This is a genomic window from Archangium sp. (genome assembly GCF_057119385.1).
In genome coordinates this window covers 18,460-31,925 of the sequence record NZ_DBNGVP010000190.1, presented here as the reverse complement: position 1 = coordinate 31,925, position 13,466 = coordinate 18,460, and the positions used below count along the sequence as shown (strand labels likewise).

15 protein-coding genes are annotated in these 13,466 nt (G+C 69.8%); 8 read left to right on the top strand and 7 right to left on the bottom strand.

Features of this window, described 5'->3' with window-relative positions; all coding sequences use genetic code 11:
- Positions 1-23: 23 nt before the first annotated feature.
- Both AC16DP_RS44680 and AC16DP_RS44675 read right to left on the bottom strand, forming a co-directional pair.
- Entirely contained in the window at positions 24-380 is a 357-nt protein-coding gene (locus AC16DP_RS44680) for a hypothetical protein (protein WP_329726810.1), read from the bottom strand.
- A complete protein-coding gene (locus AC16DP_RS44675) occupies positions 377-850 on the bottom strand; it encodes a hypothetical protein (RefSeq protein ID WP_329726809.1) in 474 nt (157 codons plus the stop codon). Before AC16DP_RS44675 ends, AC16DP_RS44680 begins: the two co-directional genes overlap by 4 nt.
- Positions 851-963: 113 nt before the next feature.
- Here AC16DP_RS44675 and AC16DP_RS44670 point away from each other — a divergent pair, with 113 nt between their 5' ends.
- Positions 964-1,803 carry a helix-turn-helix transcriptional regulator gene (locus tag AC16DP_RS44670; RefSeq protein ID WP_329726808.1) on the top strand — a complete coding sequence of 280 codons (840 nt, stop codon included), beginning with the start codon at positions 964-966 and terminating at the stop codon, positions 1,801-1,803.
- Here AC16DP_RS44670 and AC16DP_RS44665 read toward each other — a convergent pair.
- Both AC16DP_RS44665 and AC16DP_RS44660 read right to left on the bottom strand, forming a co-directional pair.
- A complete protein-coding gene (locus AC16DP_RS44665; protein WP_329726807.1) occupies positions 1,784-2,266 on the bottom strand; it encodes a dihydrofolate reductase in 483 nt (160 codons plus the stop codon). The two genes, AC16DP_RS44670 and AC16DP_RS44665, sit on opposite strands and share 20 nt — an antisense overlap.
- Complete coding sequence (locus AC16DP_RS44660) at positions 2,263-3,057, bottom strand: thymidylate synthase (RefSeq protein WP_329726806.1); 795 nt, start codon at positions 3,055-3,057, stop codon at positions 2,263-2,265. Before AC16DP_RS44660 ends, AC16DP_RS44665 begins: the two co-directional genes overlap by 4 nt.
- 198 nt (positions 3,058-3,255) lie before the next feature.
- On the opposite strand from AC16DP_RS44660, the gene AC16DP_RS44655 reads away from it, so the two are divergent.
- From AC16DP_RS44655 to AC16DP_RS44645, 3 genes are all read left to right on the top strand, one after another.
- Positions 3,256-3,816 (top strand): cob(I)yrinic acid a,c-diamide adenosyltransferase, encoded by a 561-nt coding sequence (locus AC16DP_RS44655; RefSeq protein ID WP_329726805.1) that lies wholly within the window; start codon positions 3,256-3,258, stop codon positions 3,814-3,816.
- Between the two features lie 17 nt (positions 3,817-3,833).
- The gene (gene queG / locus AC16DP_RS44650; RefSeq protein ID WP_329726804.1) at positions 3,834-4,853 is read left to right on the top strand and encodes a tRNA epoxyqueuosine(34) reductase QueG; all 1,020 of its coding nucleotides are present in this window, start codon (positions 3,834-3,836) and stop codon (positions 4,851-4,853) included.
- Between the two features lie 188 nt (positions 4,854-5,041).
- Complete coding sequence (locus AC16DP_RS44645; protein ID WP_329726803.1) at positions 5,042-5,998, top strand: DMT family transporter; 957 nt, start codon at positions 5,042-5,044, stop codon at positions 5,996-5,998.
- Positions 5,999-6,009: 11 nt separating this feature from the next.
- Here the strand turns inward: AC16DP_RS44645 and AC16DP_RS44640 are convergent, their stop codons facing one another.
- A complete protein-coding gene (locus tag AC16DP_RS44640; RefSeq protein ID WP_329726802.1) occupies positions 6,010-6,744 on the bottom strand; it encodes a hypothetical protein in 735 nt (244 codons plus the stop codon).
- 56 nt (positions 6,745-6,800) lie between these two features.
- Here AC16DP_RS44640 and AC16DP_RS44635 point away from each other — a divergent pair, with 56 nt between their 5' ends.
- The gene (locus AC16DP_RS44635) at positions 6,801-7,871 is read left to right on the top strand and encodes a YihY/virulence factor BrkB family protein (RefSeq protein WP_329726801.1); all 1,071 of its coding nucleotides are present in this window, start codon (positions 6,801-6,803) and stop codon (positions 7,869-7,871) included.
- A gap of 24 nt (positions 7,872-7,895) precedes the next feature.
- Here the strand turns inward: AC16DP_RS44635 and AC16DP_RS44630 are convergent, their stop codons facing one another.
- Positions 7,896-8,720 carry a M48 family metallopeptidase gene (locus AC16DP_RS44630; RefSeq protein ID WP_329726800.1) on the bottom strand — a complete coding sequence of 275 codons (825 nt, stop codon included), beginning with the start codon at positions 8,718-8,720 and terminating at the stop codon, positions 7,896-7,898.
- A gap of 246 nt (positions 8,721-8,966) precedes the next feature.
- Between AC16DP_RS44630 and ku the strand changes: the two genes are divergently transcribed.
- Entirely contained in the window at positions 8,967-9,863 is an 897-nt protein-coding gene (gene ku / locus AC16DP_RS44625) for a non-homologous end joining protein Ku (RefSeq protein WP_329726799.1), read from the top strand.
- An 11-nt stretch (positions 9,864-9,874) separates the two neighbouring features.
- On the opposite strand, the gene AC16DP_RS44620 is transcribed toward ku, so the two are convergent.
- Complete coding sequence (locus AC16DP_RS44620) at positions 9,875-10,480, bottom strand: superoxide dismutase (protein WP_329726798.1); 606 nt, start codon at positions 10,478-10,480, stop codon at positions 9,875-9,877.
- A gap of 157 nt (positions 10,481-10,637) precedes the next feature.
- On the opposite strand from AC16DP_RS44620, the gene mutM reads away from it, so the two are divergent.
- Positions 10,638-11,495, top strand: coding sequence for a bifunctional DNA-formamidopyrimidine glycosylase/DNA-(apurinic or apyrimidinic site) lyase (mutM, locus tag AC16DP_RS44615; RefSeq protein WP_329726797.1), 858 nt, complete (start codon positions 10,638-10,640; stop codon positions 11,493-11,495).
- A 77-nt stretch (positions 11,496-11,572) separates the two neighbouring features.
- The gene (locus AC16DP_RS44610) at positions 11,573-13,378 is read left to right on the top strand and encodes a TIGR04551 family protein (protein ID WP_329726796.1); all 1,806 of its coding nucleotides are present in this window, start codon (positions 11,573-11,575) and stop codon (positions 13,376-13,378) included.
- Positions 13,379-13,466: the final 88 nt, after the last annotated feature.

Below are 13,466 nucleotides of genomic sequence, written 5' to 3'. Positions count from 1 at the left end.
GACCGGTCCCCGGTGTCTCCGGCCTATTTCGGGAAGGAGGCGGGCACCCGGCTCTTTCCGAGGAGGAGCGAGGCGGTGTCGCCGCTGGCCCGGAATGACTCCACGAAGAGGTAGACGCTCAGGAACAGCGCACCGCCGAGGAACGCCCCCACGCCCAGCACGATGCCAGGCGCGCTGAACCGATGCCGGGAGGAGACCCACAGCCCCGACAGCGCGAGCATGCACATGAAGTCGAGGTTGAACTGGCCCGGCCACCCCAGTTTCGCCATGTCGCCGAAGAAGATGGGAAGCAGGCCCATGCCGTGGTTCGAGGCGACGACGCTGGTGTAGCCGCCGACGGCCACGAAAATGAGCAGCAGAAGGAAGCGGAACGCGCTCATGAGCGGGTCTCCTCGTGGGCCCCGGCCGTCTGGAGGCGTTCGCCGCCGGCTCCACCCCGCGCGGGCACCCAGAGTGGCCCCGCGGCGAGGGCGAGCACGAGCACGTTGAAGAGCACGTTCGAGGCATTGCCCGAGGCCAGGGAGCCCGAGCTGTCCAGGCAGAACCAGGCGCAGAGCCCGGCGAGCACGGCGCGGCGCACGGCTTCGGGAGCGAGATCGTAGACCCAGGTGGACAGGCACCACACCGTCACGCCCCAGCCGAAGAGGAAGCCGCCGGTCAGCGCCGAGAGGAAGCGCGTGTCGGGATGCGCATAGGTCGTCGCACCGTCGACGGGCCAGCTCAAGAGGTCCAGCGTCAAGCGCGCGGGTTCCAGCGTGGCCGCCATCGTGCCGAGGAAGAACACCGGTCCGAATGAACCGATGACGATGGCGGTGAGCTTGAGCCAGCGCTTGTGGAGGGTGTGTGTCATTGGGGCTCCTCGTTGGTTGTCATCACGCGCCTATCCATGCGGCGTCCCCAGGGTGAAATCCATGACCTCGAAGGTCATGGCGGCCACGAGGCGCGCGCGGCTACAGTGAAGCGATGCCCGAGGGCTTCCCGCGTCTCCTCCGACAACACCGGACCCACCGCCGGTGGAGTCAGGAGCAGCTCGGTCTGGAAGCCGGGGTCTCGCCCCGTCACCTGAGCTGCCTCGAAACGGGGAAGGCGCGGCCGAGCCGCGAGATGGTGCTCTTGCTCGCCGGCGTGCTCGCGCTCGAGCTGCGGGAGCGCAACGCGCTCCTCGTGAGCGCCGGATTCGCCGCCGTCTATCCGGCGACCCCCCTGGATGGACTCGCCATGGCGCCGGTGAACCGGGCGATCGGGCTCGTGCTCACCCAGCAGGAGCCCTACGGCGCGGTGCTCATCGACCGCTGCTGGAACGTGCTGCGCGTCAATGAAGGTGCCCAGCGTCTGCTCGCGGCCTTCCTCGAGCCTGGGGGAGCTCCAGCCCGCATCGCGACCAACCTGGTGCGCGCGGCGCTGCACCCCGAAGGTCTTCGGCCGCACATCGTCAACTGGACCGAGGTCGCCGCGGTCGTGCTCGAGCGTGTCGAGCGCGCGCACCTGTCGCATCCCGAGGACGATGAGCGCCGCGAGCTGCTCGAGGAGATTCGAACCTATCCAGGGGTCTCGGCGCTCTCCGGGGGGACGCCGCCGGGGGCCGCTCCGGTGGCGGTGCTCCATCTTCGCCGAGGCCCGGACGAGCTGCGGCTCTTCACCCTGCTCACGACGATCGGCACGCCGCTCGACGTGACCTCGCAGGAGCTCACGATCGAGTCGTTGTTCCCGGTGGACGAAGCAGCGGAGCGCTGGTTTCGCGCGCGAGCGGAGACGGCTCTCCCCGGCCAGCCGGTTCGAGTCCCTACGAGCGCTCGTAGGTGAGGAAGGAGAAGGGCGGCTCGGTGGCGGTGGCCGGGTGGTGCTCCTCGGAGACGAGCCTCCAGGCGGACAGGTCCACCTCGGGGAAGAAGGTGTCGCCCTCGTAGTCGCGGCCGATGCGCGTGAGGTACAGCCGCCGCACGTGCGCCATGGCCTGCCGGTAGAGGTCCGCGCCACCCGCGATGAAGACCTCGTCGCCGCGCGCCAGCTCCAGGGCCTTCTCCAGCGAGTGCGCCACCTGCACGCCCTCGGGCGCGTAGTCGCGCTGGCGCGTCACCACCACCGTGGTCCTGCCCGGCAGTGGCCGGCCGATGGACTCGTACGTCTTGCGGCCCATGACGAGCGTGTGCCCCAGGGTGAGCTGCTTGAAGCGCTTGAGATCCGCCGGCAGCCGCCAGGGCAGGGTGTTGTCCCGGCCGATGCACCGGTTGGTGGCCATGGCCACGATGGCGGAGACGGTCCTCATATGGCCACGGGCGCCTTGATGGCGGGATGCGGCTCGTAGCCGCTCAGCGTGAAGTCCTCGTACTTGAAGCCGAAGAGCGAGCGGACGTCGGGGTTGAGCGTCATCTTCGGCAGCGGACGAGGCTCGCGCTTCAGCTGCTCGCGGGCCTGCTCCACGTGGTTGAGGTACAGGTGCGCGTCGCCCGTGGTGTGGATGAACTCGTGGGCCTGGAGCCCCGTCACCTGCGCCACCATCATCGTCAGCAGCGCGTAGGAGGCGATGTTGAAGGGCAGCCCGAGGAAGATGTCCGCGCTGCGCTGGTAGAGCTGGCAGGAGAGCTTCCCGTCCGCCACGTAGAACTGGAACAGGATGTGGCAGGGCGGCAGCTTCATCGCGTCCAGGTCCGCCACGTTCCACGCGCTGATGATGTGCCGGCGCGAGTCCGGATTCTTCTTCAGCTGCTCGACGAGCTGGCTCATTTGATCGATGGAGCCGCCGCCGGGCCTGGGCCACGAGCGCCACTGGTGCCCGTAGATGGGGCCGAGGTTGCCCTCCGCGTCCGCCCACTCGTCCCAGATGGTGACGCCGTGCTTCTGCAGGTCCTTCACGTTGGTGCCACCCGCGAGCATCCACAGCAGCTCGTGGATGATGGACTTGAGGTGGAGCTTCTTCGTCGTCACCAGCGGGAACCCCTGCGTGAGGTCGAACCGCATCTGATGGCCGAAGATGCTCAGCGTCCCGGTCCCGGTCCGGTCGCTCTTCTTGTTTCCGTGGTGGAGGACGTGCTCGAGCAGGGCGAGGTACTGTTTCATGGTCGGATCGATCACCCGCCCGTCGCCAGGCGCAAAGGGGGGACGGGCTTCTATCCCAGGTGCTGTGGAACGCGCGACATTCCGGCGCACGGGGGATGCTGGATCCACAACGGAGGCACCCGGTACGAGCCCGCCGTACACGATGGAGACGCCTTCCGGTGGCGGTGACGTACGGGAAGCCATTAGAAGGGCGCCGCCATGAAGATCTACACGAAGACCGGGGACGCGGGAGAGACGGGCTTGTTCGGCGGAGGCCGGGTGCGCAAGGACAGCGTGCGCGTGGACGCCTACGGCGAGGTGGACGAGCTGAACGCCTCGCTGGGCCTGGCGCGCTCCCTGTCCATGCCGTCGGACCTGGACGCGCTGCTGCTGCGGTTGCAGGACCAGCTCTTCACCGTGGGCGCGGTGCTGGCCACACCGGTGGGGACCAAGGCCTCCGAGCACATCCCCAAGCTCAAGGCCGAGTGGGTGACGGACATGGAGAAGGCCATCGACACCTTCGAGACGGAGCTGTCGCCCATGACGCACTTCATCCTGCCGGGAGGCAGCCAGGCGGCCGCCGCGCTGCACCTCTCCCGCACGGTGTGCCGCCGGGCCGAGCGCCGCGTCGTCGCCGCCCTGCGCGAGGGCGAGGCCCAGCAGGAGGCCGTCGTCTACCTCAACCGGCTCTCGGACCTGCTGTTCGTCATGGCTCGCATCGCCAACCACCGGGCTGGCGTCGAGGACGTGAAGTGGATACCGGAGAAGCCGTCGAAGTAGCCGTTATGTAGGGGACCGTGACTCCGCTGCCCACCGCCCATCTCCGTCAGCTCTCCGAGCAGGTCGGCTTCGACCTGGTGGGCTTCGCGCGCGCGGAGCCCATTCCTCCCGAGTTCCTCTTCGGCTGGCTGGAGTCCGGTTGTGCCGCGGACATGGATTGGATGGGCACGCGGGCCGCCGAGCGGCTGGATGTCTCCCAGCTGCTCCCCGGTGCGCGCACCGTCATCGCGTTCGCCACCAACTACTACCGCGATGAGCCCCGGGCCGCGGACTCGCCCATCGCCCGCTACGCGCGCAGCCGCGACTACCACTCCACCCTGCGCGACAAGCTGAAGGCCTTCCGCAAGCTGTTCTCGGAGGCGTACCCCGACGTGCACCACTACGGCAGCGTGGACTCGGGCCCGCTGATGGAGAAGGTGTGGGCCGCGCGCGCGGGCCTGGGCTACGTGGGCAGGAACGGGTGCTTCATCACCGAGCCCTTCGGCTCGTGGGTGCTGCTGTCCGCGCTCGTGCTGGACGCGGAGGTGGATGCGTACGCCGGAGGCCCCGCCAGCGACCGCTGCGGCCACTGCCGCAAGTGCATCATGTCCTGCCCCACCGGCGCGCTGCTGGGCCAGGGCCGCGTGGACGCCCGGGCCTGCCTCTCCTACCAGACCATCGAGAACCGCCACGCCGAGGTGCCCGAGTCCTTCCGCGTGGAGATGGACAACATCGTCTTCGGCTGCGACATCTGCCAGGACGTCTGTCCCCTCAACCGCAGCCCCGTGTTCACGCCCAACGAGCGGTTCTCGCCCCGGGCGGTGGCGGAGCTCGGCGTGATGGAGCTGGCCGCGCTCACCCCGGAGCAGTACGAGCGGCTGATTCCCGGGACGCCGCTCGCGCGGGCCAGGTACGACGGCCTGCGCCGCAATGCCGTGTACGCCCTGGGCGCGATGAAGCAGGCCGAGGCCCGCTCCCTGCTGGAGACGCTGAGCCAGGACTCCAGCGAGCAGGTGCGTCACGCCGCGCAGTGGGCGCTCCGTCACCTGGACGCGTAGCTGCCTCGTTCCGCACGCCGGTGGCCGGAGCGGCTTCGCCCTGGCCGCCCCCGTACCTCGGGGCTCGCCTCGCGCGGACTCGGGGTGCGCCGGGCCTCCTTCCAGCCGACAAGATGCGGCGCGTCACCTGCTCGAAGTGCCCGGCGATGTTCCGGGCCGCCGGGCAATCTGCTACGTGGCGCGAAGCGATGCGCGCATCCTCCCTCGAAGCCGTCTCTCCTCGCCAGGCGTCGCTCGGCCCCATCTACGCCGCGCTGCTCGTCCAGGTGTTGATCAACACGGGCACCTACCTCGCCGGCAAACGCGCCATGGAGGAGCTGCCTCCCGTCACCGTCGTGCTCTGGCGCTTCCTCCTCTGCGCCTCCGTCTTCTGCCTGCTGCTCCTCTTCACGCCCGGCCCCAAGCTGCCTCCGCGCTCCGAGTGGCGCCGCGTGTTGATGCTCGGCCTGCTCGCCGGCCCCATCAACCAGATGCTGTTCTTCTACGGGCTCTCCCAGTCCACCGCGGCCCATGCCGCCCTGCTCTATGCGCTCACGCCGCTCGGCGTGTACCTGGTGAGCCTCGCTCGCGGGCACGAGCCTCCGTCCCTTCGCGCCACGCTCGGGATTCTCACCGCGCTCGCCGGTGTGGTGGTGCTGCTGCTCGGCCGTGGACTGGCCTCGGCTCGCGGCTCGCTCGTGGGTGATCTGCTCATCCTCGCCGCCGTGAGCGCCTGGGTCGTCTACACCACCGAGGGCAAGCCCTTCGCCGCCGCTCACGGGCCCATTCGCTCCACCGCTTGGAGCATGATCGCCGCCGCCGTGCTGCTGTTGCCCGTCACTCCCTTCGCGCTGGCTCCCGCCCGGACCTTCTCCGCCAGCCTCCCCGCGCTCGGCAGCATCGCGTACCTCGCCGTCCTCACGTCCGTCGTCGCCTACCTCATCTGGTACTACGCCCTCTCCAAGGTCCCCGCCTCTCGCGTCGCCGTCTTCTCCAACCTCCAGCCCGCCACCACCGCTCTCGCCGCCTGGTTGTTGCTCGGCGAGGCGCTTCATTGGGGGCTGGCGCTCGGGGGCGGGTTGGTGATTGCGGGTGTACGGCTGACGCAGAGTGCTCCGCTCGTGCCCGCTGCTCGGCGCGAGGTGGAGGTGGCGGGGGAGGCGTAGGGGCGGGGAGATCAGCGCTCGTTCGGATCCCAGTCCGAGATGTCCTTCTTCTTCGGCTCCGGCGGCGGCGCCGGTCGCGGTGGCGGCTCCATCCGCTTCGGTGCCGGCTTCGGCGCGGGCTCCGGTTCGGGCTCGGCCGCGGCTTCGGCCTCGGGCTCCTCATCACCGAAGATGCGCATGTCCCCGCTCTTCCCCGATGCCTTCTTCACCGCGTTCTTCTGCTTCGGCGCCGGCCGCTCCTCGGGCTCGGGTTCCGGCTTCCACTCCGCCTTTGGCTCGGGCTCCGGCTCCGCCTCCGCTTTCGGCTCGGGCTCCGGCTCCTTCGTCATGGCCGGCTCCGCCTCGGGCGCCGGGTCCGAGTCCCCGGCCCGGTAGACCCCCCGGCGCACCCCGTCCCGAGGCGTCTCCGGACGCGCCGCCGGCTCCTGGTTGTCCCGCTCGGGCTCGTCGTAGCCCGTGTCCCGCAGCGAGTAGTGCCGGGTGGTGCACTCCGACTGCTCCTTCTCACAGCCCTGGAGGCACTGGCGGAGCTGGCGGTACTTCGTCGTGCTGCCACCGTAGTCGATGGTGCAGTCCTCGCGGCAGGTCTCGAAATCCTCACGGCACCCCACGGGCACGGTGCGATCGGATCCAGCGGCGAGCGTCAGGAAGACGACGAGAGGGAACGGAAGCATGGTGGAGGCGAAGGCTAGCAGGTCCAGGGCAGGGGAGTAGACGCCGAGCCCCTGCCCGGTTCCTTGCTGCACGAAGGCCCACCCGTCCCCACCTTCGAGGCTTCAATCCGCGACAGTGCGGGGAGGCCATGCCGTTCCGAAAGCCCGGACACCTGACCTGGCGGGAGTTCGCCCGGCGTCTCTGGGTCGAGCTCGAGGAGGACGCCGTCACCGAGTGCGCCGCCCAGCTCGCCTTCTACTTCCTCTTCGCCCTCTTCCCCTTCCTCTTCTTCCTCGTGACGCTCGCGGCCTATCTGCCGTTCGCCCCGGGCGCCGTGGACGCCATGATGGAGCGGCTCGGCCCCCTCATGCCCGCCGAGGCCCTGCAGGTCGTCCAGGCCCACCTCCAGTCGCTCGTCCAGGACAGCCAGCCGCGCCTCATCACGCTCGGCTTCCTCGTGGCGCTCTGGACCGCCTCGCGGGGCGTGGATGCGTTCCGCCGCGCGCTCAACCTCGCCTACGACGTCCCCGAGTACCGGCCCTACTGGAAGACCCAGGGGCTCGCCATCCTCATGACCGTGGCGGGCTCGCTGCTCCTCCCGCTCGCCTTCGCGCTCTTCCTGCTGGGCGGCCGGGTGGGCGAGTGGATCGCCGGGCGTCTCCACTTCCTCAACGTCTACCACGCCGTCTGGTACTGGCTGCGCTGGCCCTTCACCGCATGCCTCGTCATGCTGGCGCTGGCCCTGTGCTACTGGCGCCTGCCCGCCGTCCGGCACCGCTACCAGTTCCTCTCGCCCGGCGCGGTGCTCGCCACCCTGCTGTGGCTGCTCACCACCTGGGGCTTCACGCAGTACGTCGAGCACTTCGGCCGCTACAACGTCACCTATGGCTCCATCGGCGGTGTCGTCGTGCTGCTGCTGTGGCTCTACCTCACCGGCCTCATCTTCATCCTCGGCGGCGAGGTGAATGCCGTCCTCGAGCACGCCGAGGCCGAGGCCGCCCAGGCGGAAGGCAAGCCTCCGCCCATCGAGGCGCCCCACCTCCAGGGCGCTCCCCGGGGGCCGCGCTCGGGCCGGGAGCGGCTCGCCTTCTGGCGCTGGCGCCGGCGCATGGCCGAGCGCGCCTCCCCCGAGGTCCTTCCCCCCGCCGAGGTCCAGGAGGACTCCGGCGAGGGCTCGCCGCCGCGGGAGGAGCCGGGACAGCACCCCCCCCTGCATTGAGGGCCCCGGCGTGGGCCCGGCGGCCTACTGCTTCAGGCGCGCCTTGATGGCGGCCAGACCGCCCGTTCCCTGGTTCGAGCCCGTCAGGTGGTTCTTCGCGATGTAGCTGTTGAGGTGCTGCACGCGGTCCGCGCTGGGCGGGTGCGTGCTCAGCCACTTCATGAAGCCCGGCGTCTTGCCCTCGGCCGACGCCAGCTTCTGGAAGAACGTCACCAGCCCGTGCGGGTCATAGCCCGCCGCCGAGGTGTACTTCGCGCCCAGCTCGTCCGCCTCCGTCTCGTTGCTCCGGCTGAAGGCCAGCCCCGTGCCCGTGCCCGCCAGGCTCGAGGCGATCTGCGCCGCCGTGCCCGGGTTCTTCCCGAGCGCCGCCTCGATGATGGCCTGCTGGCCGTACTGGAGGATCAGCGCCTGCGCCGAGTGCCGGCCCGTCACGTGCGCGGCCTCGTGCCCGAGCACTCCGGCCAGCTCCGCCTCGTTGTCCGCCGCCAGCAGCAGGCCCGTGTACACGTACAGGTAGCCGCCCGGCGTGGCGAACGCGTTCACCGTCTTCGGGTCATCGATGACGCTCACCTTCCACTTCACGTTCGCCCGGTCCCGGTTCGCCGCCTGGAGGATGGGCTTCGCCAGGTTGTTCACGTACTCCACCACCGCCGGGTCCTCGACGTACTTGATCTTCTCCTTCGTCTCGAGCTCCTGCTTCACCTGCATGCCCAGCTGCGCCTCCTGCTGGTCGGAGATGAGCAGGGCCGCCGCCGTGCGCCCCACGTTGACCTTCTTGCCCGCCGCGCAACCGGTCGTGAACCCCATGGCCAGCGAGAGGGTCATGACCACCGAGAGAATCCGCTTCATGCGTTGCCTTCCTTGTTCTGGGTGCTGCCGGAATGACCCGGGGGTCGTACTCAGCGTCCCGGGACTGGGCAAGCGTCCGTTGCCGGGTGTCTTCATCGCCAGACGGCCGCCTGTGAACGGAGATGCAATGTGCCGAGGCAGCCGTCCCTGCGGGCCCCTGGCCGTGAGCGCGGAGTGCCTTGCCGCTCTTCCGGGCACTGCGGATTTTAGGAGACGGCGCCCCTGCGGGTGCCAGGGAGGCCCCACATGTCTCGTCCCGTCTGGACTGGCGCCATCGGCTTCGGGCACATGCACGTCCCGGTGCGGCTCTACGGCGCCGTGTCGCCCCGGCAGGTGCAGTTCCATCTCCTGCACGACGCGGAGGGTGCCCGCATCCAGCAGAAGCGCGTGTGCTCCGCCGATGGGGAGGAGGTGCCCTTCGAGCACGTGGTGAAGGGTTATGAAATCCGCCCCGGCCGCTACGTGGAGGTGACGCGGGGTGAGCTCGAGGCCTTCGACCCGCTGGCCAGCCGCACCGTGGACCTGGAGGACTTCATCGAGCTGTCGGAGATCGATCCCATCCTCTTCGACACCACCTACCACGTGATGCCGGGGGAGAAGGCGCTGCGGCCCTACGCCACGCTGGCCATGGCGCTGCGGGCCTCGGGCCGGGCCGGCATCGGGCGGCTGGTGATGCACCTCAAGGGGCACCTGTGCGTGGTGTGGCCGCATGGACGGGGCCTCGTGCTCTCCACGCTGCACTACGCGGACGAGGTCATCTCCCAGGACAGCTTCCCCGAGCTGTCCCTGCCCACGCCCCGTCCCGTGGAGACGGAGGTGGAGGCCGTGCTGCGCGCCGTCGAGGCCCGCGCCGTGGACTTCGAGCCCCAGCGCTACCAGGACACGCACCGCGAGCGGCTGCTCGGCTTCCTCGAGCGGCGGGCCCAGAAGCACGGCGTCCGCGAGGTGCCTCCCGAGGCTCCGGCCCCGGAGGCGCGGGTGGAGGAGGTGCAGGTGCCGCGCGTCGCCCGGGAGGGCAGGGCGGCCGGACGCCGCGAGGTGCGCGAGCCCGCCACCCGGGGCTCGCTCCGGGTGCGTCCACAGGCCGCGCGGGAGAGCCGCGAACGGACGCCGCGGCCCCGGGGTGGGAAGAAGAAGTCCTGACCCGTGAGGGACTACTTCTTCAGACGCGCCTCGCACGCGTCGAAGTCGATGTTCTGGAAGTAGGCGTCCACGTACCTGGCGCGCTCGAACGGCTTGTAGTCCGGCACGAAGGCGTGCTCCCACGCGTCCATGACGATGATGGGCGTGTAGCCGGCGATGTTGCCGTTCTCGTGCAGGGTGATCCAGTGGTTGGAGAGCCAGCCGGTGCGCGGATCCTGGAAGGTGACGGCCCAGCCGATGCCAGGCGAGGTGCCCACGGCCTTGAAGTCCGTCAGCCAGTTCTCATAGGAGCCGAAGCTCTGCTCCATGGCCTGCTTCAGCTTGCCGCCCGGCGTGCTGGAGCCGCCCGGCTTCATGTTGCCGAAGTAGTACTCGTGCAGGACCATGCCGTTGTACTCGAAGCCCATGCGGCGGGTCATCTCGGCGTAGGCCGGGTTGGAGCCGAGGGCCTCGCCCTTGGCCTGCAGGCCCGAGAGCAGCTCGGTGAGCTTGTTGGTGCGGTTGACGTAGCCCTCGTACAGCTTGAAGTGCGACTCGAGCACCGCGTCGCTGATGCCCTTGAGTCCCTTGAGGTGGGTGAACTGCATGGGCGTGTACTTCTTCTGGATGTCGGCCATGTGAGGGCCTCCGGATGGGGAGAAGGAGCGTTGCGAAGAGGGCGTCCCTTGTACTCGGGGCGCGCCGGGGCGCGGGGGGTTCTTTCGCGCAGATGTGAGCGCGGCAACAACTAAGCACTGCGTGGGACGTGCGCGGGGTGTTATGCCGCACACCCGCATGCCCGAGCTTCCGGAAGTCGAAATCGCCCGGCGCAACCTCGTCCATTGGCTGGACGGCCGCCGCGTGGTGCGGGCCGAGGCGGATGACTCCCGCGTCTTCCGCGGGGCCCGCCGCGAGGACTTCGCGTCCCTGAAGGGCCGCCTCGTGTCCCTGGAGCGGCGCGGCAAATACCTCCTCTTCACCTTCGAGGGAGGCCGGGGCCTCATGGCCCACCTGGGCATGACGGGCCGTTTCGTCCGCCGCCCCGAGGGTGCCTCCGTCCCGTACAGCCGCGCCCGCTTCCACCTGGACTCCGGCGACGTCATCCACTTCGCCGACTCGCGCCTCTTCGGCCGCATGGAGCCGTGCGCCGCCTCGCGCCTGTACGCGCTGGACGCGGTAAAGGAGCTGGGGCGGGACCCGCTCGCCGATGGCCTCACCGCCGCGCAGCTCCAGGAGGCCGTGGGCCCCTCGAAGCAGGAGCTCAAGGTGGCGCTGATGGACCAGGGCCGGGTGACGGGGCTGGGCAACATCCATGCCGCCGAGGCCCTCTACCGGGCCGGCCTGCACCCCTCGCGCAAGCCCGGCTCGCTCACGCCCGAGGAGTGGCTGCGGTTGGCGGAGGCCATCCACGCCTCCATCACCTTCGGCCTCGAGGAGCAGCAGGGCGAGGAGCCCGCGTACCTGGAGGACGGCGCGGAGAACCGTTTCCTGGTCTACGGGCGCGCCGGGACGGCGTGTGCCCGGTGCGGGACGACCGTGCAATCCTTCCCCCAGGGAGGCCGCACCACCCATTGCTGTCCGCAGTGCCAACCGAAACACCCTGGCCGTAAACCCCCGGACGGACGAAGGAAGACAAGCGCTCGCCGTCGTTGACACCCCTGGCCGGGTCCGCTTGACTCGCCCGCCCTTTGCACCCGCCGCACTCGCGCGGCCTCGGAGAAGAATCCCCTATGTCGTCCAACGCCCTGCTGGCGGCACTGCTCGTCGCCTCCGCCACGGCCTCCGCCCAGACTCCCGCGCCCCCGTCCGGGTCGCCGGCTCCCGCCCAGGAGAACGCCGCTCCCGCCACCCCCGAGGGTGCCGACTCCGCCGAGGAGCGCATCCGCCAGGAGGTGGAGAAGCGCGTGGAGGCCGCCAAGCAGGAGATGCGCGAGGAGATTCGCGCGCAGCTCGCCACCCAGTCGCTCGCCACCGACTGGCAGGAGGAGTGGGTCGAGGAGAAGCGCAAGCTCGAGGTCTTCACCCTCGACGGCTACTACCGGATGCGCCCCAACCTCTACTACCAGTTCAGCCTGGGCAAGCCCGCGGGGCCGGGCCGTCTCTTCCCGTCGCCCCGGCCCACGGAGAAGACGCAGTCCTTCGCCGACATGCGCCTGCGCCTGGAGCCCACCTTCAACATCTCCGAGGAGGTGCGGGTGAAGCTCCAGCTGGACGCCCTGGACAACGTCATCCTGGGCTCCAATCCGGTGAGCGACGTGGACCGGTACTTCTACCTCTTCGACGTCTTCAATGACGGGCAGGTGTCTCCCCGCTCGGCCATCAACAGCTTCAAGGACTCGTTGATGCTGCGCGAGGCCTACGGCGAGGTGTCCACGCCGGTGGGTCTGCTGCGCTTCGGCCGCATGACGGCGCACTGGGGCCTGGGCCTGCTGCGCAACGACGGCAACTGCCTGGAGTGCGACTTCGGTGACGTGGTGGATCGCGTCATGTTCGTCACGGAGCCCTTCGACGGCTTCTACGTGACGCCCATGTTCGAGTTCAACAGCGAGGGCCTCACCACCTACCCCAACGGCGAGCAGGGCCAGCCGGTGGACATCTCCAACGCGGACGACAGCCACAGCTGGGTGCTGGCCGTGGCGCGCCGGGACACCCCGCAGCAGGTGAAGGCCAAGCTGGACAACAACCAGGGCATCCTCAACTACGGCCTGCACTTCAGCTGGCGCACCCAGCGCTACAGCGTGGCGCGCACCAGTGAGGGGGAGCTGGATCCCGAGGGCGGGTTCGTGCCGCGGGGCGCCAACCTCTACATCCCGGACGTGTGGCTGCGCTACGAGGAGCGCAACTTCCGCTTGGAGTTCGAGCTGGCGGCGTACCTGGGGCAGATCACCGGCCTGGCGCAGACGGCGGGGCAGGTGGGCACGGCGGGCTTCAACCAGACGCTGGACGTGCTGTCCTTCGGCGGCGCGGCGGTGGGCGAGTACCGGCTGCTCAACGGGCAGCTCAACCTCCAGCTGGAGGTGGGCTTCGCCTCGGGTGACCGGGCGCCGGGCTTCGGCGCCTACCCGGGCGAGCCGCTGGGCACGGGGACCAACGGGGCCACCGAGCCGGGCAACGTGGAGGGTCCGCAGTTCGCCTGCGGCACCGGCGGCTGCCGCGACAGCGCCATCCGCAACTTCCGCTTCAACCGCGCCTACCGCGTGGACAGCATCCTGTGGCGCGAGCTGGTGGGCAGTGTCACCGACGCCGTCTACGTGAAGCCCACCATCCGCTACACGCTGACGCAGGGGTTCGATCTCTTCGGCAGCGCCATCTACTCGCAGGCCATCTACGCCGAGTCCACGCCCTCCAGCACGGAGCGGATGCTGGGCATCGAGACGAACCTGGGCGCCCGCTACGAGACGGAGGACGGCTTCGTGGCGCGCGTGGACTGGTCCGTGCTGTTCCCGCTCGGCGGCCTGAACGAGTCGACCGCGGCCACGCGGGTGGAGCTGGCCACGGCCCACGCCATTCGCGGCACGCTGGGCATCCGCTTCTAGGCGCGCGGAATGCCCGGGCCGCGCCGTTTCATCCTGTTGTTCGTGGTGCTGGCCGGGGCGGCCTGCGGTATCAAGGGGCCGCCTCGCC